This window comes from Citrobacter enshiensis (genome assembly GCF_029338175.1).
GTDB classification, from domain to species: Bacteria; Pseudomonadota; Gammaproteobacteria; order Enterobacterales; family Enterobacteriaceae; genus Citrobacter_D; species Citrobacter_D enshiensis.
Window position 1 is genome coordinate 3,658,704 of sequence record NZ_CP119862.1, and the last position, 21,677, is coordinate 3,680,380.

The window sequence follows — 21,677 nt, forward strand, 5'->3', positions numbered from 1 at the left end:
CCACCGGGCAAAAATTACTGCGCTTGTGCCAACTGACGATCGTAACGACGTTTAAACATCCAGCCAACCAGCAGCAGCGCAATCCACGCGAAACCGACGTACAGCGAGATACGCGTCTCCGGATGGTAGCCGATAAGCGCGATGATAAAGACCAGGAAGATCAGTCCCACAACGGTCGTTGCCACACCGCCAGGCACTTTAAATTTCAGCGCCTTGACCTCTTCCGGCGACAGGCGACGACGGAAGGCGATCTGCGACAGCAGGATCATAATCCACACCCACACCGTGGCGAAGGTCGCCAGCGACGCAATCACCAGGAAGACGTTCTCCGGCATGATGTAGTTCAGCCAGGCCGCAAACAGCAGCGCAATCGTCATCACCAGGACGGTGACCCAGGGAATACCACGACGCGAGGTTTTCGCGAACACCTTCGGCGCACTCCCCTGCTCCGCCATACCGTGCAGCATACGCCCCACGCCAAACACGTCAGAGTTGATGGCGGAAAGCGACGCCGTCAACACCACGAAATTGAGGATACTGGCCGCAAAAGCGATGCCCAGATGCTGGAACGTCAGCACAAACGGGCTACCGTTGGTGCCCACCTGGTTCCACGGGTAAATAGACATAATGACGAACAGCGTACCGACATAGAACACCAGAATACGCATCGGAACGGAGTTGATAGCACGCGGAATCGACGTCCCCGGGTCTTTCGCTTCCCCGGCGGTGATACCAATAATCTCAATCCCGCCGTAGGCAAACATCACCATTTGCAGTGACATCACCATGCCCAGCCAACCGTTGCTAAAGAAGCCGCCGTTACTCCACAGGTTGTGGATCCCGGTCGGTTGCCCGCCGTTGCCAATACCCCAGATAATGATGCCGAAACCGGCAGCAATCATGACAATGATGGTGGCAACTTTAAAGAACGAGAACCAGAACTCCAGTTCGCCGAACACCTTCACGCTCATCAGGTTGACGGCGCAGATAATCAGCACCACGCTGAGAACCCAAATCCAGTGCGGTACGGCAGGGAACCAGACGCCCATATAGATGCCAAATGCCGTCACATCCGCGATGGCCACAATCAGAATTTCAAAACAGTAGGTCCAGCCGGTAATGTAGCCAGCGAGAGGACCGAGGTTCTCCTGCGCATAGCGTGAAAATGAACTGGCAGAAGGGTTATGCACGGACATCTCGCCCAGTGCGCGCATAATAATGTATGCAGCAACCCCACCAATAATGTAGGCCAGCAGCACACTGGGACCGGCCATCTTGATGGCATCTGCCGAGCCATAAAACAATCCGGTGCCAATTGCTGAACCCAATGCCATAAAGCGAATATGCCGGGTGCTTAGCCCACGCTTTAGCTTGTTATTACTTTCCATTGATTCCTAACCCATCAACACAATAAAAAAACCACGGGGCCATCAAAAATAGCCCCGTGGTTAAAACATACTGTCAGTGAATTTAGTGAGCGCTTGAGGTCACTTGTCGACCCGAAACGCGATCCCAGATAACCGCCAGGAGCACCATCACGACTGTTGGCATCAACCACGCCAGCCCTTGTTCCGCCAGCGGTAAACGCTGGGTCCAGGCCGGTAATACGTCACCAATTGCCGATGCTTTAATGCCGTCAAGGATACCAAAAATCAGGCTGATAAACATCGCAGGTGCAATGACGCGGGAAGAATTATGCCACCATGAGCGGGTAAAACTTAATACAACCAGTGCGATACATGGCGGATAAATCGCCGTCAGCACCGGAATAGAGACCTGAATCAAGTGGCTGAGGCCCAGATTCGATACCACCATCGAGAAACCGCCGAGGATGAACACCAGCGTACGATAAGACAGTGGAATGTATTGCGCGAAGAACTCAGCGCACGCACAGGTCAGGCCAACCGCCGTCACCAGACAGGCGAGGAAAATCAGCCCCGCCAGCATCAGGCTACCCGCACCACCGAAGGTGTGCTGCACGTAAGCATGCAGGATAGCCGCGCCATTTGCAGACTGGTCAACCAACATCGCACTGTCTGACCCCAGACGGAACAACGCGAGATACAGCAGGGTTAACCCTACGCCCGCCATCAGACCCGCCCACACGGTGTAACGCGTCAGTAAACGCGCTTCCGTCACGCCACGAGAACGCGCTGCGTTGACAATGACGATACCAAAGACTATCGCGCCCATCGTATCCATGGTCAGGTAGCCGTTCACAAAACCATTCGAGAACGCGGATTTTTGGTACGCCTCCATCGCATCGCTGATCGGACCTGCTGGCCAGACAATCGCAGCAACAGAAAGCACCGTCAGTGCAATGATCTTCAACGGGGCCAGGAAGTTACCTACGGTATCCAGCAATTTCCCCGGATAGAGCGACACCAGAATCACAATGGCGAAGTAGACCACGCTGTAGATAAACAGCGGCATAGGGGAGTTGCCGGTCAACGGTGCAATCCCTACTTCAAAGGAAACGGTCGCAGTACGCGGCGTGGCGAACAGCGGACCTACGGCCAGATAGCATACGGTGGCCAGCAGGAGTCCTGCCACTTTACCAATTGGCGAACTCAGGCTGTCTACGCCACCACCGACTTTCGCCAGCGCCACAATCGTAAGAACCGGCAAGCCAACGGCGGTGATAAGAAAGCCGAGCGCTGCAACCCAGACGTGCTCGCCTGCCTGCAGACCCACCATAGGAGGAAAAATAATGTTGCCTGCGCCAACGAACAGCGCAAATGTCATAAAGCCCAAGGCGATAATATCGCGCGATTTTAACTGATGGGTCATAAAATTTTACTGCCTGTGGATGTGGTGTTGAAAACGTTAAATTTTCTGCCTTTCCCTGGGGGACAATACAGCGGAATTTTTAATCAATTCCAGCGGGATATGCTCCCGACCTGGCGCGGCGAAGAATAGTTTTTCGATTTACCGCATTAATGCAGTCTCTATGACAGCATCTGAGGCGCAATTTAAACGCTTATAACGTTTTAAAGCAAGATGGGATCCAAAAACCAGAACAATATACCAGGATGAATATACGGCTTAGAACAAAACACCATCCATAAGAAAAAGTCATGGCTAATCATGCGAACAAAAAAGCATCAGACGTTGAAAAATTCAGCGGGTGAATCTTTACCGCAAAGAAAAAAAGCCAGCATTCGCTGGCTTATGGAAAGATAATCTTACATTGCAACATTAAGCATTATTTTTGGCAATTAAACGTTCCGGCAGAACAAAACTAAACCGCGTTCCTTTCCCCACGGTGCTGTCGATAATCAATCGACTGTCGTGATGATTTAATGCGTGCTTAACAATCGCCAGACCCAAACCGCTGCCGCCAGTTTGCCGTGATCGCGCCTTATCCACCCGGTAAAAACGTTCAGTCAGACGCGGGATATGTTCAGGGGCAATGCCCGGCCCATCATCCTGCACGCTGAACTCCACGCCCTGCGCGGCGAGCTGCCAGCGCACGGTGATATGCGTCCCCGCCGGGGTGTGATTCACCGCGTTATACACCAGATTCGAAATCGCACTACGCAACTGATCATCATTGCCCAGCACGCAAAGCTGACTGTCGACCTCAAACGTGAAGCTATGCTTCTGCTGACTTAACGTTTGCGCCTCGCGTTCAACGACGCGCAGCATCATCGGTACGTCCACGCGTTCGTTGAGCAGCAGTACAGGCGCAGCCTCAATTTTCGACAGCGTCAGTAACTGTTTCACCAGCCCTTCCATGCGGTGCGTTTGCTCGCGCATCGTATGCAGCGCTTTTTCCCGCGTGGCCCCCTCCAGAGACTGTTCCTGCATCATCTCCAGATAGCCCTGCAACACGGTGAGCGGCGTACGCAGCTCATGGCTGACGTTGGCGAAAAAGTTTCGCCGAGCCCCTTCGAGCTGGTGCATTTGCGTCACATCACGCGCCACCATCAACAACTGCTTGTCGGTGTAGGGCATCACCCGAATCTCCAGATGCCGTCCGGTGTTTAACACCAAATTGAGCGGTCGGGTGAAATCGCGTGTTTTCAGATACTGCGTAAATTCCGGATAACGCAGCAAGTTGAGGATGTTCTGCCCACTGTCATCAGGCCAGCGTAATCCCAGCACCTGTTGCGCCAGGCCGTTACACCAAAAGATGCCCCCTTCCTCCGTGGTCAGCACCACCGCATCGGGCAGCGATTCCGCCCCGCTGCGAAAACGTTTAATGAGATTCCCCAGTTCACGGCGGCGTTTCTTGTTACGCAGCTGCATTTGATGCAGGCCGTACAGCAGCGGCTCCCAGCTTCCGCTTCCCGGTGGCGGCGTCATACTTCTGTCGACCCACAACCACCAGGAGAGACGTAATAAATTCCAGAAATGCCAGATGAGCAGTCCCGTTACCGACGCCAGTAAAAACCAGGGCAGATAACCAAAAAATACACTAAGGATAAACGCCGGGAGGCAGCAAAGTATCAGCTCCAGCACCAGCCTTTTCCATGACAGCCGTTCCAGCACGCGTCACACTCCATTCACGATTTGAAAGCCTTGCCAGCCTGACCGGCGGCAAGGCGTCAGAAGCGGGTCGAAAAGCGATACCCTGTCCCACGTACGGTTTGTACCATGCGGTCATGACCGCTATGTTCCAGCGCTTTACGCAGACGGCGAATATGGACGTCGACCGTACGGTCCTCCACATACACGTTGGTGCCCCAGACGTGGTTTAGCAGTTGCTCACGACTGTAGACGCGTTCGGGATGCGTCATAAAGAAGTGCAGCAATTTGAATTCGGTAGGTCCCATATCAAGCGGGTTTTCCCCGGTCATCACCCGGTGCGATGTCGGGTCGAGGCTCAGTCCTTGCATCTCAATCACCTCTTCGACCGCCATCGGTGAAATGCGTCGCATGACCGCTTTGATCCGCGCGACCAGCTCCTTGGGCGAGAACGGTTTTGTGACATAGTCGTCCGCCCCCGTTTCCAGTCCACGTACGCGGTCTTCCTCTTCCCCTCTTGCCGTTAGCATAACGACAGGAATCTCGCGGGTCATCGCCTCACGTTTGAGATGCTTGATGAACTGAAGGCCAGAACCGCCCGGCAACATCCAGTCCAGCAGGATCAGATCTGGCCAGGGTTCATTCAGTTGGTTCACTGCACTGTCATAATCTTCGGCTTCGACTGGCTGAAAGCCATTTTGCTCAAGCACGAAACAGACCATTTCGCGAATTGGAGCTTCATCTTCTACGACCAGAATACGTCTCGCCATGATTTGCCCTGTTATAGAGTTGCTAGTCATCATTATCAATGCGGCGCCATTATGCGTCAGATTTATGACAGATTTATGAAAAAAAGCGTCAATCCCCACGCCAGATTGTTGATTTATGACACCCCATAAACAAGATATTAACCTCCCTGAAAGGTTATAATCCCGTTCACGCTTTTTCGCCATGGAACTGTTATGCGCATCCTACACACCTCTGACTGGCATCTCGGCCAAAACTTCTACAGTAAAAGCCGCGCCGACGAGCACCAGGCCTTTCTTGACTGGCTGCTGGAAACGGCGCAATCCCGGCAGGTGGATGCGATCATTGTTGCAGGCGATATTTTTGATACGGGCTCGCCGCCAAGCTATGCCCGCGAGCTGTACAACAGTTTTGTCGTCAATTTACAGCAAACAGGCTGTCATCTGGTGGTATTGGCCGGAAACCATGATTCTGTCGCCACGCTCAACGAGTCACGCGAAATTCTGGCGTTTCTGAACACCACCGTGGTCGCCAGCGCGGGACATGCGCCGCACTATCTTCACCGTCGCGACGGTACGCCAGGCGCCGTGCTGTGCCCAATTCCTTTTTTACGTCCGCGTGACATCATCACCAGTCAGGCCGGTCTCAGCGGTCGCGAAAAACAGCAGCATCTGCTCACCGCCATCACCGACTATTATCAGCTGCAATATCAGCAAGCCTGCGAACTGCGCGGCGAACAACCGCTGCCGATTATTGCCACCGGGCACCTGACGACCGTCGGCGCCAGTAAAAGTGACGCGGTACGTGACATCTACATTGGCACCCTGGATGCCTTTCCGGCACAAAATTTCCCCCCTGCCGATTACATCGCGCTGGGGCACATTCACCGAGCGCAGGTGATTGGCGGGACGGAACATATTCGCTACTGCGGTTCTCCCATCGCGCTGAGCTTTGATGAGTGCGGAAAAAGCAAATGCGTTCATCTGGTGAGTTTCGAAAACGGAAAACTGCATTCAACAGAGATCCTCACCGTTCCGGTCACCCAGCCGCTGGCGGTGCTGAAAGGCGATTTAGCGGCCATTACCGAACAACTTGCGTCGTTTAAGAACGCCGCGCAACACCCCCCAGTGTGGCTGGATATCGAAATCACCACCGACGAGTACCTGCACGATATGCAGCGAAAAATTCAGGCGTTAACTGACGATCTCCCGGTAGAGGTCCTGCTGGTGCGGCGTAGTCGGGAACAACGTGAGCGGAGCATAGCGAATGAGCGACGCGAAACCCTGAGCGAACTGAGCGTGGAAGAGGTTTTTGAGCGTCGTCTGGCGCTGGAAGAGCTGGAGGTTCCCCAGCGTGAACGCCTCAACCAGTTGTTCAGCACTACCTTACACACTCTCGCCGGGGAACATGACGCATGAAAATAATCAGCCTGCGCCTGAAAAACCTGAACTCCCTGAAAGGGGAATGGAAAATCGATTTTACGGCGGAACCGTTCGCCAGCAACGGACTGTTCGCCATTACCGGCCCGACCGGTGCCGGGAAAACCACCCTGCTGGATGCCATTTGCCTTGCGCTGTATCACGAAACGCCGCGCCTGAGCACACTCTCGCAGTCACAAAACGATCTGATGACCCGCGACACCGCAGAATGTCTGGCGGAAGTCGAATTTGAGGTCAAAGGCGAAGCCTACCGCGCGTTCTGGAGCCAAAACCGCGCCCGCAATCAGCCAGACGGTAATTTGCAGACGCCTCGCGTGGAGCTGGCGCGCTGCGCAGACGGAAAAATTCTCGCCGATAAGGTCAAAGACAAGCTGGAGATGACCGCCTCGCTGACCGGGCTGGATTACGGGCGCTTTACCCGTTCTATGCTGTTGTCGCAGGGGCAGTTCGCCGCGTTCCTGAATGCCAAACCCAAAGAGCGCGCCGAACTGCTGGAAGAGCTGACCGGCACCGAAATTTATGGCCAGATTTCGGCAATGGTCTTTGAGAAACACAAAACCGCCCGCACCGAACTGGAGAAACTGCAGGCGCAGGCCAGCGGTGTCGCCCTGCTCGCCCCGGAGCAACTGCAGGCGCTCACAGAACGTTTGCAGGTACTTACTGACGAAGAAAAACAGTCCCTCACGCGCCAGCAAATACAACAGCATCACCTGCAGTGGCTGACACGCCAGAGTGAGTTGCAGACGGAAGTCACTCGTCGCCAGCAGGCGTTACAGTCGGCGCAAGAGGCACTGACAAACGTTCAGCCGCAGTTAGCGGCGCTGAAGCTGGCGCAACCGGCGCGGCAACTACGACCCTTGTGGGAGCGTATTGAAGAACAAGCCGCTACCGTTACCCGAACGCGTCAGCAGATTCAAGAAGTGAACACTCGCTTACAGAGTTCATTATCGCTGCGCAATCGCCTTCGCGCCCATGCCCAGCGCCAGTCTGCTGAACTGCACGCCACACAGCAGACGCTAACGGCATGGCTCACCGAACACGACCGTTTTCGCTTATGGGGCAGTGAACTGGCCGGGTGGCGCGCGCTGTTTGCACAGCAGTCCGGTGACAGAACGCAGTTGCTCAAATGGCAACAGCAGCAGGAAAGCGACACCCGTAAGCTTGACGCGCTTCCGCTGCAATCGCTGGATCTGTCTGCCGATGACGTAACGCAAGCGCTGGCGCAACACGCCGGACTTCGCCCGTTGCGCCAGCGCCTCGCCTCGCTCCACGGACAAATCGCGCCAAAACAGAAACGGCTGGCACAGCTACAGGCCGCGATTCAACACAGCCAGCAGGAACAGGCTCAGCGTAATACCGCACTGGCGGAAAAACGGCAGCGTTATAAAGAGAAAAATCAGCAATTCATTGATGTCAAAACGATTTGTGAGCAGGAAGCGCGGATCAAAGACCTCGAGAGCCATCGCGCGTTACTGCAGTCCGGCCAACCGTGCCCGCTGTGTGGCTCCACCGAACACCCTGCCGTAGAGGTCTATCAGGCTCTCGAACCCGGGGTGAATCAGGCACGGCGCGATTCGCTGGAAAAAGAGGTCAAAACGCTGGCAGAAGAAGGCGCCACACTGCGCGGGCAACTCGACACCCTCACGCAGCAATTACAGCGTGACGAAAGCGAAGCGCAGGCGCTGTTAAAAGAAGAGCAAGCACTTACTCAGGAATGGCAAACGCTGTGCGCCAGCCTGCATATTTCGCTGCAGCCGCAGGACGATATTTCGCCCTGGCTGACCGCGCAGGATGATTACGAACACCAGTTGCATCAACTGAGCCAACGACACGTCCTGATGGCGCAAATCGCGGCAGATACTCAGCAGGTGATGCAATTTGAACAGCAGATCGCGCAACGCCACGCGTCGCTATTAGCCGAAGTGACGCGCTACGCGCTGTCACTGCCTGGCGAAGGCGAGGAAGAATCCTGGCTTAGCGCAAGGACGCAGGAAGCGCAAACGTGGCAACGCCGCCAGACGGAACTGACCGAGCTGCAAACGCGAATCGCCCAATTAACCCCACTGCTGGATACGCTGCCGGCGACCGATATCGCCATCGACGACAGCGCCCCTCTGTCTCTGGAAAACTGGCGACAGGTGCATGACGAGTGCGTTTCGTTACAGAGCCAATGGCAAACGTTGCAGCAGCAGGAAGCGCAGGAAACACAGCGAGCCGCAGACGCTCAGACCCATTTCAACACCGCGTTGCAGGCCAGTGTCTTCGATGACCAGGCCGCGTTCCTCGCCGCCCTGCTGGACGATGAAACCGTTAGCCGTCTTGAGCAACTCCGGCAGTTACTGGAAAACCAGTTACAGCAGGCGCAAACATTAGCCGCACAAGCCGCCCAGACGCTCGCGGATCACCAGCAGCAACCTCCCGACGCGCTGGACCCCACCCAAACGGTGGAACAGATCCAACAGGAACTGGCGCAGGTCAACGCCCAGTTGCGGGAAAACGCCACCCGCCAGGGCGAAATCCGCCAGCAGCTTAAGCAGGATGCCGACAATCGTCAGCAGCAGCAGTCACTGATGCTGGAGATAGAAAAAGCCGCGCAGCAGGTGGAAGACTGGGGCTATCTCAATGCGCTCATCGGCTCTAAAGAGGGCGATAAATTCCGCAAATTCGCCCAGGGACTCACGCTGGATAATCTGGTCTGGCTGGCGAACAATCAGCTGACACGCCTGCACGGACGCTACTTACTGCAACGTAAAGCCAGCGAAGCGCTGGAGCTGGAAGTGGTCGACACCTGGCAAGCCGATGCCGTGCGCGACACCCGTACGCTTTCCGGCGGCGAGAGTTTCCTCGTGAGCCTGGCGCTGGCGCTGGCGTTGTCGGATCTGGTCAGCCACAAAACGCGAATCGACTCCCTGTTCCTTGATGAAGGATTCGGCACCCTGGACAGCGAAACGCTGGACACCGCGCTGGATGCACTGGATGCACTGAACGCAACCGGTAAAACCATCGGGGTAATAAGCCATGTCGAAGCGATGAAAGAACGGATCCCCGTGCAGATCAAAGTGAAGAAGATTAATGGGCTGGGCTACAGCAAGCTGGACAGGATGTTTGCAGTGGAATAATCCGTGTGTTGCCGGAGGCGTATCAGCGCCATCCGGCAACGTGTTAAACTATCACGTTTGCGGCCACAGCCAGGCCGCCCCGCGCACGCCGCTGGAATCACCATGCAGCGCTTTACGAATCGGCGTCTCGCACTCGCCGCCAAAAACAAACGGTTTGATTAACGACGGCACCGTTTGGTACAGCCTGTCGACATTACTCATCCCGCCGCCCAGAACAATGACGTCCGGGTCTAGGATGTTCACCACATGCGCTAACGATTTCGCCAGCCGCAGCTCATAGCGACTCAGCGCCAGTTCCGCGGTTGCGTTCTGTTCTTCCGCCAGGCGAATAATTTCGCTGCCTTTCAGCGGGTTGCCGCTCAAACGATGGTAATCCGTAGCAAAACCGGTGCCGGAGATAAACGTTTCAATGCAGCCTTGTTTACCACAATAACAGGGGACTTCTGCACGATAGCGAAGCTCGTCTTCGTCCATCCACGGCAGCGGATTATGCCCCCACTCGCCCGCCGTCCCATTTCCACCAATATGCGCGCGACCATTCAGCGCCACGCCGGAACCGCACCCGGTACCGATAATCACGGCAAAAACCGTGTGTGCACCCGCCGCCGCGCCGTCCACGGCTTCAGACACCGCCAGGCAGTTGGCGTCATTTGCTAGCCGGACTTCACGGTTAAGACGCACACTCAGATCGTGGTCAAACGGCTGACCGTTAAGCCAGGTGGAGTTGGCATTTTTCACCACCCCGGTATACGGAGAAATGGAACCCGGAATCCCCATTCCCACCGTTCCCGTCTGGCCGGTCGCCTGTTCAGCCATTTCCACTAAGCTAGCAATGGTCTCAATCGTTTGTCGATAATCGTCGCGCGGCGTGGGCAGACGATGGCGAAACAACTGTTCCCCCGCATCACCGAGCGCAATCACCTCTGTTTTGGTCCCACCCAAATCAATACCTATACGCACACGACGCTCCTCATTTTATGAAATATCAACAGAGTAGAAGCGAGCTTCCTGATTGGCAATGCAAGCCCGTCGACAATTCGTTATTATACCCGGCATCCTTCAAGTTGCAGATGCGTCGGCTTTCCTCGCTTCCCCCAGTCACTTACTTCAGTAAGCTCCCGGGGCTCTCTGCGTTGCCGCCTTCCTGCAACTCGAACTCTTTGGGTATAACTACCCGCTGGATTTAACGACAAGGCCGTGGAAATTATCATGCTGTGGTTCAAAAATTTAATGGTTTACCGTCTTAGCCGCGACGTTTCTTTGCGTGCTGAGGAGATGGAAAAACAGCTATCCTCGATGACGTTTACCCCTTGCGGTAGCCAGGATATGGCAAAAATGGGCTGGGTACCGCCGATGGGATCGCACAGCGATGCATTAACGCATACCGCCAATGGCCAAATCATTATTTGCGCGCGCAAAGAAGAGAAGATCCTGCCTGCGCCGGTGATCAAACAGGCGCTGGAAGCGAAAATCGCCAAACTGGAAGCCGAACAGGGTCGCAAGCTGAAGAAGACCGAAAAAGATTCGCTGAAAGATGAAGTGCTGCACTCCCTTCTGCCGCGCGCCTTTAGCCGTTTTAACCAGACAATGATGTGGATAGACACGGTGAATGACCTGATCATGGTCGACTGCGCAAGCGCCAAAAAAGCGGAAGATACGCTGGCGCTGCTGCGTAAATGCCTCGGTTCCTTGCCGGTGGTTCCGCTGACGCTGGAAAACCCTATCGAATTAACGCTCACCGAGTGGGTACGTTCCGGTACGGTTGCCCAGGGATTCCAGTTGCTGGATGAAGCCGAACTGAAAGCCATGCTCGAAGATGGCGGCGTGATCCGCGCGAAGAAGCAGGATCTGGTCAGCGCCGAAATCGCCAATCACATTGAAGCGGGTAAAGTGGTCACCAAACTGGCGCTTGACTGGCAGCAACGGATCCAGTTTTTGATGTGTGACGACGGCTCGATCAAACGCCTGAAGTTCTGCGATGAGCTGCGCGATCAAAACGAAGATATCGACAGGGAAGATTTTGCCCAACGTTTTGATGCCGACTTTATCCTGATGACCGGCGAGCTGGCGGCGTTAATTCAAAACCTGGTAGAAGGACTGGGTGGCGAAGCGCAACGCTAGTTGCACAGTATTCCCTCTCCTGACGGAGAGGGAATTACATTACAGATAGCGGCAAAGATAAGAGGTCGGCTCTGCCACCTGCAGATGGAATTCGCTATTGCCGGGAACGTTAAACACCTCGCCTGCGGCAAACACTTTCCACTGGGTCTCGCCCGGTAGCAGAACATTCAGCGCACCGCTGACCACCGTCATTTCTTCAGGGGCCGCGGTACTAAAGGTATATTCACCTTCCGCCATAACGCCGACACTGGCGCGACCAGTACTGCTGCTGGTAAAACCGATTGATTTCACTTTGCCGGAAAAGTACTCATTGCTTTGTAGCATACAACTGGCCCTGTTTCATGATTAAGTTAATCCTCAATATAGGGGCCTGACCTTCTGCCTGTCACGCAAAATTAAACAAGTAATTCCGACGCCAGTCGCGCAATCAACACATTAGAAAGTAAAACCGGAACATCCAGCGCTTTTTGCAGTAAATCACGATGACGCTGGTTAAAACCCAGGCAATCCAGCATGATCACATCAGCGCCTTGTTCCAGCAACGCCTTCCCCGCATCAATCAATTGCTGTTCAGAACCGTGGATTGGGTTAGCCAGCGAAAAGACCGGCGGCGTTTGTAATACCTGCCATTTTTTGGTCTGGGCATCCAGTAACTCCTCAACCGGAACAATCACCCCAACCTGATGCCCATCGACAATCGACGCCACCAGCGGAGGGATAATGCGCAATGGTTCAAGCAAAATCGTATTACGGGCCGTCATGTTGTTGATCGACGAGGTGCTCATTAACAGGATCACGTCGTAACCCTGGTTATCCAGCACTTCAACCACACTTTGCAGATCCCGTTCCACTTTCTGGCGGGATACATGAGCAAGTTGATTATCACTGAGCAACGTCAGCAGGGGTTCATCACCTGGCGCCACAGCATAATCCGCCATCACATCCTCACGAGACATTTTGCCCAGCAGGCTATGGTGAGAGATATGTTGCTCGTCGATATACTCGGTTAAGAGAGGTAAGACTTCACTCATTGGCACAACACCAATAGTGAGAATAGCCAACGACGCACTCATTTTTATGCTCCGCCTTCTTATACTTCTTCGTTAATTCCCGGTAAATATGCGAACACTTACCTGCGCTACAAATGCCAAAAAGCGTAGCAGCAGTTACGCAACGCATTGTGTAAAGATTCCAATTAATTCCAGTACTATATTGTTATCGTTTAATTTTCAGTTTTAGCAGAACGCCACAGAGCGTGATAAATGTGATCCAGGCACACTCAGATTCCTTTCTGAGTCATGATGGCATCAGGTTTTATCAGGGTCTTCATAGCGTTTTTTGGCATCCAGTGCGTCTTCTTCGCTGGCGTGCTCGCTGATCAAAGAGTCTGGTTTGGGATAATCGGCCCGAAGCTGGTAGCGGAGCACCGTCTGGCCTGGCGTCCCTTTTTCAAGGGTGACAATCCAGGCTTTTCGCGGATAGAGGGGATTGTTCGGCATGGTTCCTCCTTTTTTACAACGGGATGAACTTTAAGTATAGACGCCGCCCTGCTGACGTAGTTGCGCTTGCGACAGTGCCGCGAGAATTTCACCCACCACCTGGTCCGGATGTTTAGTCGCATCAACAATGTAATGCGCCGCTTCACGGTACAGCGCGTCGCGTTGTTCAAGCACGTCCCGCACCTCTTCGCTCAACGGTTTGCCCGTTAAGGTAGGACGCAGTCCCTCTTCCGGCGCCGCTTCCAGGCGATCAACCAATACCGACACCGGTGCGCATAAGTAGAAAACAATGCCGTTATTACGCATGTAATGACGGTTGTATTCCGTAAGAATAATCCCGCCACCGGTAGCCACCACCGTTGACGGTGCGGTGACCGCCTCAAGCGCAGTCGTTTCCCTAGCGCGAAAGCCGTCCCACCCTTCTCTCTCGACCATTTCTGCCACAGTCATTTGCACGTGCGATTGCAACCACTGGTCGGTATCAACAAACTGGTAATCGGTCGCCTGAGCAAGCGTCATACCGGTTGTTGTTTTACCACAGCCCCGTGGGCCAACAAGAAAAAGAGGTTGCGTCATAACGGGAGTTCCCAGGAGAGCCGCAAACATGCGGGATCTGATGTCGTTAAAGTAATAATCATACCACCAAACTAGTACATCGTTAAGTGTAAATAAATCATTCCAGCGAGAATGTGATATACCGTACGTCCTTACTATAACAAGAAATCGCAGGTAATGAAGTGTAAAGATAAAATTGCAGCTACCGTGCCCTGCGCTGGACTTCCAGCCACCACTTATCCAGTTCAGCGGCGAAGTGTTGGCGATCGCGTGGAGAAAGACTATCCGGGCCGCCGGTCTGGATCCCACTGGCACGTAAGGTGTCCATAAAATCACGCATCGTCAGACGTTCACGGATGGTTGCTTCGCTATACCGTTCTCCGCGCGGGTTTAACGCCGCAGCCCCTTTTTCCAGGACTTCGGAAGCCAACGGAATGTCTGCTGTGATAACCAGATCGCCGGGTTCACACTGGCGTACGATCTCATTATCCGCCACATCGAAGCCGGCAGGTACGCGCAATGTGCGGATAAGTCGTGATGGCGGGACACGTAAACTCTGGTTGGCGACCAGAATCAACGGCATCTGCATCCGCTCAGAGGCACGGTATAAAATTTCTTTGATTACATTCGGACACGCGTCAGCATCCACCCATATTGTCATAACCGCTCCTTACTGATGTGCATTTTTACATTGTCTCGTGCTTTTGCCTTCCGTCAAAGTGCTGTTTCTCCTTCTGAACATGCTCATTCCGCGTTAAGCTACGCTTTACTCATCAAAACAATGAATATCACCCAGGGGGGAGTGACGCGATGGAGAAGAAAATCGGTTTTATCGGTTGTGGCAACATGGGAAAAGCGATTCTTGGCGGCCTGATTGCGAGCGGCCAGGTTCTCCCGGGGCAAATCTGGGTATATACCCCATCCCCCGACAAAGTTGCCGCCCTGCATGAGCAGTACGGCATTAACCCGGCGCAGACCGCGCAAGAAGTGGCGCAGGTTGCAGATATCGTCTTTGGCGCCGTAAAACCCGGCATTATGATTAAAGTGCTGAGTGAAATCACCTCCAGCCTGAGCAAAGACTCGCTGGTCGTCTCGATTGCAGCGGGGGTCACCCTCGACCAGCTCGCCCGGGCGCTGGGACACGATCGTAAAATTATTCGCGCGATGCCAAACACGCCTTCGCTGGTGAATGCCGGTATGACCTCCGTGACGCCGAATGCCCTGGTCACCCCGGAAGACACCGCCGATGTGCTGAATATTTTCCGTTGCTTTGGCGCAGCAGAAGTCATTGCAGAACCCATGATCCACCCAGTCGTCGGCGTCAGCGGGTCTTCGCCAGCCTATGTCTTTATGTTTATTGAAGCGATGGCGGATGCCGCTGTACTGGGAGGGATGCCGCGCGCTCAGGCGTATAAATTCGCGGCGCAGGCCGTCATGGGATCGGCGAAAATGGTTCTGGAAACCGGTAAACATCCTGGTGAGTTGAAAGACATGGTGTGTTCACCGGGAGGCACCACCATTGAAGCGGTTCGGATCCTCGAAGAGCGTGGCTTTCGTGCCGCCGTTATCGAAGCCATGACGAAGTGTATGGAAAAGTCGGAGAGTCTCAGTAAATCCTGAGGATATCGCTGGACGTCAGGCCGCCACTTCGGTGCGGTTACGTCCGGCGTTCTTTGCTTTGTAAAGCGCAATGTCCGCGGATTTCAACCACTCCCGATAGTGCCCAAGTTGTGAGGTCAATGGCGCAATCCCCACGCTAATACGTAACGTGACCTGCGGCGCGCATGGCAAACGCAATGAGCCTAACTTTTCGTGTACCCGCGACATCGCGGCAATGGCGTTTTCCGCAGGGGTTCCGCACATGATGACCGCAAATTCATCTCCGCCGAAGCGACCAATAACATCGCTGCCGCGCAGGGTCATCTGCAGTTGTCGCGTCAGGGCAACAATCGCTTCATCGCCGACATCGTGGCCCCAGGTGTCATTGATGCTCTTAAAGTGGTCGATATCGATGATCAGCAACGTGGCGTCACGGTTATAGCGGCGACAATTATCGAATTCGTTGCGTAATAAAATCTCCCAATGACGCCGATTATAGACGCCCGTCATGCCATCCCGTGTACTCATCACCTGCAACCGGCGCTTATGCTCCGCCAGTTTCGTCGCCGTCTGGTAACTGACCCAGGCAAACAACAACGGGTACATCACAATCACAGGCAGGCAGAGCCACCATTCCAGCTGCGCGCTGCCAAAAGCCACAGTGATACCGGTGAGTTGTAATGTCACCAGGCTAGAAACAAGCATCAATACGATCCCGGCGACGAACAGCCGCACACCGCCGGCCCCCATCAGATTCATACACATCATCATCAGTAATGCCGTCGAGGGGAGGATATTGACGCCCATCACGCCAACCCAAACCCCCGCAAGAATCGCGTCGGCTTTTAAGTTGTATATTTCCCGGCTTAAAGGATCGATGGCTTTGCTCGCCAGCTGCCATGCCAGATGCGGCCAGACAAAAGCCCACCCCACCAAAAATAGCCACCATCCTCCCGCGACAGACTGATCAACCAGAGCGGCAGAAATGGGGAAGAACATCCATCCCAGTCCTACTGCTCGCGGCAGCCTGACACGCCGGGCGAAGCGCAACCCGGAACGCTGGTGGTCATTGGGAGGCGGTATGGCGGGCTCTCCCCCCGGCGCTACCGTTTTTTTGTAAAAGCTTTCATCATTCATAATTTTTGGGAACATTCTGAAACAATTTTCCCAAATTATAGAGACGAAGCTTGCAGTGAAAGTATGATATTTCGGGTGAGTGATTTTCTCATCTCACCCGTTAGCACTACAGCTTACCGTATTGTACTACGCGGATTTTTTCAGGCAGGCACTCATAAACTTATTGCGATCGTCGCCTTTCAGAGATTGTTCTGTCGCCTGGACATTGCACTCACGCATTTTCTGCTGCTGGGGAGTCAGACTTTTCTCGCCTGGCGCAGACGTGCTGTTCTTCAGGCAATCGCTCATATAGGTCTTGCGGGCGTCCCCTTTCAGCGCTTCGGCTGTCGCCTGCTGATTGCAGGTCGTCATACGCTGTTGTTGCGGCGTTAAGGTTTTCTCGGCAGCACCGACGGTCGTTAAAAACACCAAACCAAAAAGCAGGGCAACCAGTAATGTTATTTTCATAGCACCATCCTTTTGTGGATATTCACACACTTAATCCATCAGAAAACCTGAATTATTTAGCCTGTGCAATCTGAAGGATTTCGTGCCATTAAGTCTGGCTGCTTACGACGAAATTACCACCCGACGGTAAAAGTATTACCGCCAGGCGTCGTTTACTTCAGGCCCAGGGCCGCTTTCATGGTGTAAAACAGATCGGTTTGGTCCGTCAGCCCCACCACATTGGCTGCGTGCGGGCCGTAGGCGGCAATACGCAGCTGGCTTCCGGTATGTTCCTGAGATTCTTCTTCAGAGTTTCCGTAGCTCAACACCATCACCGCGCCGTCTTTGGTGTTCAGCGCCTGCGTCAGGCCCGGCGCTTTGGTGTCCGGCGCAACAATCTGACTGGCGTGAGCATGATCGGCAGTCACCACCACCAGCGTGTTGCCATCCTTCTTCGCAAATTCCAGCGCGCGCTGCACGGCTTCATCCAGATCGACCGTCTCGCCAATCTGTCCGCACGGGTTAGCCGCATGATCCTGTTTGTCGATGGATGCCCCTTCCACCTGCAGGAAGAACCCCTTCTCATTTTTACTCAGCAGTTCGATCGCTTTGTCTGTCATCTGCGCCAGTGTTGGCACGGTGTCGTTACGCTTCACATTTGGCGTACAGGTCACTGCTGGTTTATCAATATTGCCATGGTATGACGCTTTCGGCCCTTCCCAGCGCACGGGCATGTTGCCGTCGGAGAATAATCCCAGCAGCGGTTTGTCCTGGTTGGCTTCGCTAACAGCAGCCAGCGTCGCGGCATCGCTGACTAACTGATAGCCGCGAACCTGCGCCTGTTCACGCAGCGTTTTTCCCTGCCATTCGCCTGCCGTCGCCGTTTCAGTAAACGTTTTTGCGCCGCCGCCAAGCGTGACGTCCGCGCGTGCATTCAGTAATTGTTCAGTGATGGAGCCTTTGCCGCCCTTTTCCAGGGCATTTGTCGGGCATTTTTCGCTGGTGACGACAGGGCCGTAGCATTTACGGGAGGTCACATGCGCTACCAGCGCCGCTGGCGTCGCATCCTGTAATTCTGCCGTGGAGACATTCCCCGTTGCCAGTCCCGCCGCTTTTGCCATTTCCAGAAGGGTGGTGTGATCTTTTTCGTGGATATCGACGCCCAGCGCGCCGTTATAGGTTTTTACGCCTGTCGTCCAGGCCGTGGCGGAGGCCGCAGAGTCCGTCACATAATCGGGTTTGCCGGTTTTTTTATCCAACGCATAATGGGTGTACTGCCCCGTCAGAGGTAACGCATCAATGCCTTTAAAAAAACCACCCGCCCCTTCAGCATAATTTCGCGCGGCGGTTATTTCCGAGTCCCCCATACCATCGCCAATCAGCAGAATGATATTTTTAGCGGGTTTATTACTCAGTGAGTCGCGCAGAGCGGAGGTTTGATCGGCCACTAAACGGCGAGCCCCGCCCGGGGTCGTAATATCCCCCTGCGCCGCACGATTCTCCAACACGGCCACGGATGAAGACCCGGCATACGTCGCGGGGATAAAAAACAGAGAGACCAGGGCAATAGCAATAGCGCTTTGTTTCACTTTATTTTCTCCATGTATAAATACATTAAAAGATGCTCTTAATAATTCGAATTGCAGTAGATGCAACCTGAAGTATGACAAGCATAAAAACAAAGTGACTATAGGTATCTGATATGACAGCAATATGACAGTTATTGCCCCTGAATTCGATCAGCTACGAGGATGCCTCAATAACTTTTTTACATACTGGCGCAGCAATTCCGTATCGTTATCCGGAACGCTGGCATCCGGCTTTACGCCTTCGAGTGCGCCCTCTATCTGATGAATCAACGTTTGCTGCTCAGCCTGCGCCATATTACGCAGCATTGCGGTGACAATAATCTCTAACGCTTCTACCTGAGCCACCAGCTCTTTCGACTCTTCTTCTTTTTGGGCGAGTTTAAGCAACAACTCTGAAATGAGGTTTTTCATAAACGTATTTCCTTATCCGAAGTAAGCTGACGTTATCATTATGATTCATCACTGCCTAGAGGATGAAAGTAGTATTTTTATGATTAAAGAAAGACTTTGTGTTAATAATCACATTGAATTAAACAGCGAAACGTTTCTCAGGTCAGAATAATTTCATAATAAGAAAGCCTGAAACTCAATAGTCACGCAGCACCATAATATAAAGTTATGATAAACCCGCCTGATTTCACTTAATGTGCAGAACAATAATAAGTGTTGATGTTGACAAGCATTATTGTCGAGCCCGATAAGGCACGAACAGTGCGGAACAACCTGTGCGTCTGAAGATGATCTGTGACGTCCCCTTCGGGTCGGCCTGAAGAGCGCAACAGTGGAACCCATGGCACGGATACCCGCCACTGATATTTTATCTCCCCGTTCATCAGATTTGTGAAACACATCACACCAATCCCCCGTAATTCGCAGGGAATTGTGCTTTGACCGGCGTGTGGCGGCGTCCTTGTCTCGTACCTCTTCAAAACAATATGGCAGAAGCGCGCGAAACCCTCGTTTTGTCGTGGTAATGTATACGCTTTGCGTTTCATGGAATGGGTTTTTAAGATGGCGAAATTGCGGGTAGGAATCGTATTTGGTGGTAAGTCGGCGGAACATGAAGTGTCTTTGCAATCGGCAAAAAATATTGTCGATGCCATCGACAAGACCCGCTTTGATGTTGTGCTGTTAGGCATTGATAAACAAGGACAATGGCACGTTAACGATGCCAGTAACTATCTGCTGAACGCAGATGACCCTGCTCATATTGCGCTGCGTCCTTCAGCCACAAGCCTGGCGCAAGTGCCCGGCAAACATGAGCACCAGCTCATTGACGCGCAGAACGGCCAACCGCTGCAAACGGTTGATGTGATTTTCCCTATCGTTCATGGAACGCTGGGTGAAGACGGTTCGCTACAGGGCATGCTTCGTGTGGCAAATTTACCGTTCGTCGGTTCTGATGTGCTCGGCTCTGCGGCCTGTATGGACAAAGATGTCACTAAGCGCCTGCTGCGCGATGCCGGGTTGAATATCGCCCCCTTTATGACGCTCACTCGCACCAACCGCAATACGGTTAGTTTTGCAGAGGTAGAAGCGCGTCTCGGCCTGCCGCTGTTTGTTAAACCGGCGAACCAGGGCTCCTCAGTTGGCGTCAGCAAAGTCACCAACGAAGCGCAGTATCATCAGGCCGTGGCACTGGCGTTTGAGTTTGATCATAAAGTGGTGGTTGAGCAAGGCATCAACGGTCGCGAGATCGAATGTGCCGTTCTCGGCAACGATCATCCGCAGGCCAGTACATGTGGTGAGATTGTCCTGAACAGCGATTTTTACGCCTACGACACCAAGTACATTGACGATAACGGCGCTAAAGTCGTGATCCCTGCGGCGATCGCCCCTGACGTGAACGAAAAGATCCGTGAGATCGCCATTCAGGCGTATCAAACACTGGGCTGCGCGGGTATGGCGCGCGTCGATGTTTTCTTAACGCCAGACAATGAAGTGGTGATCAACGAGATCAACACGCTGCCTGGGTTTACCAATATCAGCATGTATCCGAAACTGTGGCAGGCAAGCGGTTTGGGTTATACCGATTTGATCAGCCGTTTGATCGAGCTGGCGCTGGAACGCCACGCGGCTAACAATGCGCTGAAAACCAGTATGTAAACGGCGCATCGTCATACGTCGAACGGTACCTTCTGCCACCCGACGTTTTGACGCAAATAAAGCCCGATAACTGCGCGTTATCGGGCATCTTCCGCTTCATCTTCCACGCGGCGGCGAATAATCAGCCCGGCGAGCCAAAAACTGATCACCCATGTGACCAGCCCTACCGCATAGGTCTGCCACCCTTTGGCTTCAAAACCCAATAACCCCACCACCCCATTCAGGATGAAGATAAGCCCAATAGCAAAGGCATAGTAGTGCCAGTCACGGCGAATTTTTACAGGCAAGTTCATGACAGCTCCGGGGACAGGGCATAAAAGAACATCCTCGCACATTTACGCCTGACGGTCTGTGGCGGACGCGGAATTTCTGAATTGTTACGCAACTTAACGTAAAGATCGTATTTTGTGACAGCGAACAGAAATCTGCAATCCAGGAGTAATCCCTGGGCGAAATTACCATCATTCTGATATTGACAAATCCGATGACCTGCCAGAATTACTGCGAGCCGCTGGTATGACGCCAGAGTTGCAGAATTCCCCCCGGAGGTCTTTATGGCTGATTTCACTCTCTCAAAATCCTTGTTTGGCGGGAAGAAGCGGGATACTACCTCCACTTCCGGTAACATCGCTTACGCCGTATTTGTGCTGTTTTGCTTTTGGGCAGGAGCGCAGATTTTAAATCTGCTGGTTCACGCGCCGGGCGTCTATGAACATTTAATGCAGGTACAGGAAACCGGACGCCCTCGTGTCGAGATCGGTTTAGGCGTCGGCACCCTTTTTGGTCTGGTGCCGTTCCTCGCGGGATGCTTGATTTTCGGTGTAATTGCCGCGTTCTTACGCTGGCGCCAGCGTCATCAATAACCCCGGA

At 53.6% G+C, this 21,677-nt stretch carries 21 protein-coding genes; 6 read left to right on the forward strand and 15 right to left on the reverse strand.

Features of this window, described 5'->3' with window-relative positions; all coding sequences use genetic code 11:
- Positions 1-14: 14 nt before the first annotated feature.
- The 4 genes from proY to phoB form a co-directional block, all read right to left on the reverse strand.
- A complete protein-coding gene (gene proY, locus P2W74_RS17540; protein ID WP_276292612.1) occupies positions 15-1,388 on the reverse strand; it encodes a proline-specific permease ProY in 1,374 nt (457 codons plus the stop codon).
- Between the two features lie 82 nt (positions 1,389-1,470).
- Entirely contained in the window at positions 1,471-2,790 is a 1,320-nt protein-coding gene (brnQ, locus tag P2W74_RS17545) for a branched-chain amino acid transporter carrier protein BrnQ (protein WP_276292613.1), read from the reverse strand.
- A 408-nt stretch (positions 2,791-3,198) separates the two neighbouring features.
- Positions 3,199-4,494 carry a phosphate regulon sensor histidine kinase PhoR gene (gene phoR, locus P2W74_RS17550; RefSeq protein WP_276292614.1) on the reverse strand — a complete coding sequence of 432 codons (1,296 nt, stop codon included), beginning with the start codon at positions 4,492-4,494 and terminating at the stop codon, positions 3,199-3,201.
- A 56-nt stretch (positions 4,495-4,550) separates the two neighbouring features.
- Positions 4,551-5,240, reverse strand: a complete 690-nt coding sequence (gene phoB, locus P2W74_RS17555) for a phosphate response regulator transcription factor PhoB (protein ID WP_162380135.1) — start codon at positions 5,238-5,240, stop codon at positions 4,551-4,553.
- 192 nt (positions 5,241-5,432) lie between these two features.
- Between phoB and sbcD the strand changes: the two genes are divergently transcribed.
- Positions 5,433-6,635 (forward strand): exonuclease subunit SbcD, encoded by a 1,203-nt coding sequence (gene sbcD, locus P2W74_RS17560; protein WP_276292615.1) that lies wholly within the window; start codon positions 5,433-5,435, stop codon positions 6,633-6,635.
- The gene (gene sbcC, locus P2W74_RS17565) at positions 6,632-9,775 is read left to right on the forward strand and encodes an exonuclease subunit SbcC (RefSeq protein ID WP_276292616.1); all 3,144 of its coding nucleotides are present in this window, start codon (positions 6,632-6,634) and stop codon (positions 9,773-9,775) included. Before sbcD ends, sbcC begins: the two co-directional genes overlap by 4 nt.
- 51 nt (positions 9,776-9,826) lie before the next feature.
- Here sbcC and mak read toward each other — a convergent pair whose 3' ends face one another.
- Positions 9,827-10,735, reverse strand: coding sequence for a fructokinase (mak, locus tag P2W74_RS17570; protein ID WP_276292617.1), 909 nt, complete (start codon positions 10,733-10,735; stop codon positions 9,827-9,829).
- Between the two features lie 249 nt (positions 10,736-10,984).
- Between mak and rdgC the strand changes: the two genes are divergently transcribed.
- Positions 10,985-11,896, forward strand: coding sequence for a recombination-associated protein RdgC (gene rdgC / locus P2W74_RS17575; protein WP_276292618.1), 912 nt, complete (start codon positions 10,985-10,987; stop codon positions 11,894-11,896).
- Between the two features lie 39 nt (positions 11,897-11,935).
- Here the strand turns inward: rdgC and ppnP are convergent, their stop codons facing one another.
- The 5 genes from ppnP to P2W74_RS17600 all read right to left on the reverse strand — a co-directional run bounded on the left by ppnP (position 11,936) and on the right by P2W74_RS17600 (position 14,611).
- The gene (ppnP, locus tag P2W74_RS17580) at positions 11,936-12,220 is read right to left on the reverse strand and encodes a pyrimidine/purine nucleoside phosphorylase (protein WP_203358707.1); all 285 of its coding nucleotides are present in this window, start codon (positions 12,218-12,220) and stop codon (positions 11,936-11,938) included.
- A gap of 71 nt (positions 12,221-12,291) precedes the next feature.
- Positions 12,292-12,969 carry an AroM family protein gene (locus P2W74_RS17585; RefSeq protein ID WP_276292619.1) on the reverse strand — a complete coding sequence of 226 codons (678 nt, stop codon included), beginning with the start codon at positions 12,967-12,969 and terminating at the stop codon, positions 12,292-12,294.
- 234 nt (positions 12,970-13,203) lie between these two features.
- Entirely contained in the window at positions 13,204-13,395 is a 192-nt protein-coding gene (locus P2W74_RS17590; RefSeq protein ID WP_276292620.1) for a YaiA family protein, read from the reverse strand.
- A gap of 30 nt (positions 13,396-13,425) precedes the next feature.
- Complete coding sequence (gene aroL / locus P2W74_RS17595; protein ID WP_276292621.1) at positions 13,426-13,971, reverse strand: shikimate kinase AroL; 546 nt, start codon at positions 13,969-13,971, stop codon at positions 13,426-13,428.
- A 181-nt stretch (positions 13,972-14,152) separates the two neighbouring features.
- Entirely contained in the window at positions 14,153-14,611 is a 459-nt protein-coding gene (locus P2W74_RS17600; protein ID WP_276292622.1) for a YaiI/YqxD family protein, read from the reverse strand.
- Positions 14,612-14,760: 149 nt separating this feature from the next.
- Here P2W74_RS17600 and proC point away from each other — a divergent pair, with 149 nt between their 5' ends.
- Positions 14,761-15,570: a pyrroline-5-carboxylate reductase gene (gene proC, locus P2W74_RS17605; RefSeq protein ID WP_276292623.1), complete on the forward strand. Its 810-nt coding sequence runs from the start codon at positions 14,761-14,763 to the stop codon at positions 15,568-15,570.
- A gap of 15 nt (positions 15,571-15,585) precedes the next feature.
- Here the strand turns inward: proC and adrA are convergent, their stop codons facing one another.
- From adrA to iraP, 4 genes are all read right to left on the reverse strand, one after another.
- Positions 15,586-16,701, reverse strand: a complete 1,116-nt coding sequence (gene adrA, locus P2W74_RS17610; RefSeq protein WP_276292624.1) for a diguanylate cyclase AdrA — start codon at positions 16,699-16,701, stop codon at positions 15,586-15,588.
- A 111-nt stretch (positions 16,702-16,812) separates the two neighbouring features.
- Positions 16,813-17,133: a phosphate starvation-inducible protein PsiF gene (gene psiF, locus P2W74_RS17615; protein ID WP_276292625.1), complete on the reverse strand. Its 321-nt coding sequence runs from the start codon at positions 17,131-17,133 to the stop codon at positions 16,813-16,815.
- A gap of 152 nt (positions 17,134-17,285) precedes the next feature.
- Positions 17,286-18,701, reverse strand: coding sequence for an alkaline phosphatase (gene phoA, locus P2W74_RS17620; RefSeq protein ID WP_276292626.1), 1,416 nt, complete (start codon positions 18,699-18,701; stop codon positions 17,286-17,288).
- A gap of 150 nt (positions 18,702-18,851) precedes the next feature.
- Positions 18,852-19,112: an anti-adapter protein IraP gene (gene iraP / locus P2W74_RS17625; RefSeq protein WP_276292627.1), complete on the reverse strand. Its 261-nt coding sequence runs from the start codon at positions 19,110-19,112 to the stop codon at positions 18,852-18,854.
- 600 nt (positions 19,113-19,712) lie between these two features.
- Here iraP and ddlA point away from each other — a divergent pair.
- Positions 19,713-20,807: a D-alanine--D-alanine ligase gene (gene ddlA / locus P2W74_RS17630; protein ID WP_276292628.1), complete on the forward strand. Its 1,095-nt coding sequence runs from the start codon at positions 19,713-19,715 to the stop codon at positions 20,805-20,807.
- Between the two features lie 77 nt (positions 20,808-20,884).
- On the opposite strand, the gene P2W74_RS17635 is transcribed toward ddlA, so the two are convergent.
- Complete coding sequence (locus tag P2W74_RS17635) at positions 20,885-21,100, reverse strand: DUF2754 family protein (protein ID WP_276292629.1); 216 nt, start codon at positions 21,098-21,100, stop codon at positions 20,885-20,887.
- A gap of 261 nt (positions 21,101-21,361) precedes the next feature.
- Between P2W74_RS17635 and P2W74_RS17640 the strand changes: the two genes are divergently transcribed.
- Positions 21,362-21,670 (forward strand): YaiY family protein, encoded by a 309-nt coding sequence (locus tag P2W74_RS17640; RefSeq protein ID WP_276292630.1) that lies wholly within the window; start codon positions 21,362-21,364, stop codon positions 21,668-21,670.
- Positions 21,671-21,677: the final 7 nt, after the last annotated feature.

Coding starts and splice junctions, on each gene's coding strand:
- aroL (WP_276292621.1), bottom strand. CDS start 13,971: ATGACGCAACCTCTTTTTCTTGTTGGCCCACGGGGCTGTGGTAAAACA.
- rdgC (WP_276292618.1), top strand. CDS start 10,985: ATGCTGTGGTTCAAAAATTTAATGGTTTACCGTCTTAGCCGCGACGTT.
- P2W74_RS17600 (WP_276292622.1), bottom strand. CDS start 14,611: ATGACAATATGGGTGGATGCTGACGCGTGTCCGAATGTAATCAAAGAA.
- P2W74_RS17585 (WP_276292619.1), bottom strand. CDS start 12,969: ATGAGTGCGTCGTTGGCTATTCTCACTATTGGTGTTGTGCCAATGAGT.
- proY (WP_276292612.1), bottom strand. CDS start 1,388: ATGGAAAGTAATAACAAGCTAAAGCGTGGGCTAAGCACCCGGCATATT.
- adrA (WP_276292624.1), bottom strand. CDS start 16,701: ATGTTCCCAAAAATTATGAATGATGAAAGCTTTTACAAAAAAACGGTA.
- sbcC (WP_276292616.1), top strand. CDS start 6,632: ATGAAAATAATCAGCCTGCGCCTGAAAAACCTGAACTCCCTGAAAGGG.
- sbcD (WP_276292615.1), top strand. CDS start 5,433: ATGCGCATCCTACACACCTCTGACTGGCATCTCGGCCAAAACTTCTAC.
- P2W74_RS17590 (WP_276292620.1), bottom strand. CDS start 13,395: ATGCCGAACAATCCCCTCTATCCGCGAAAAGCCTGGATTGTCACCCTT.
- P2W74_RS17635 (WP_276292629.1), bottom strand. CDS start 21,100: ATGAACTTGCCTGTAAAAATTCGCCGTGACTGGCACTACTATGCCTTT.
- iraP (WP_276292627.1), bottom strand. CDS start 19,112: ATGAAAAACCTCATTTCAGAGTTGTTGCTTAAACTCGCCCAAAAAGAA.
- ddlA (WP_276292628.1), top strand. CDS start 19,713: ATGGCGAAATTGCGGGTAGGAATCGTATTTGGTGGTAAGTCGGCGGAA.
- psiF (WP_276292625.1), bottom strand. CDS start 17,133: ATGAAAATAACATTACTGGTTGCCCTGCTTTTTGGTTTGGTGTTTTTA.
- proC (WP_276292623.1), top strand. CDS start 14,761: ATGGAGAAGAAAATCGGTTTTATCGGTTGTGGCAACATGGGAAAAGCG.
- phoB (WP_162380135.1), bottom strand. CDS start 5,240: ATGGCGAGACGTATTCTGGTCGTAGAAGATGAAGCTCCAATTCGCGAA.
- P2W74_RS17640 (WP_276292630.1), top strand. CDS start 21,362: ATGGCTGATTTCACTCTCTCAAAATCCTTGTTTGGCGGGAAGAAGCGG.
- ppnP (WP_203358707.1), bottom strand. CDS start 12,220: ATGCTACAAAGCAATGAGTACTTTTCCGGCAAAGTGAAATCAATCGGT.
- brnQ (WP_276292613.1), bottom strand. CDS start 2,790: ATGACCCATCAGTTAAAATCGCGCGATATTATCGCCTTGGGCTTTATG.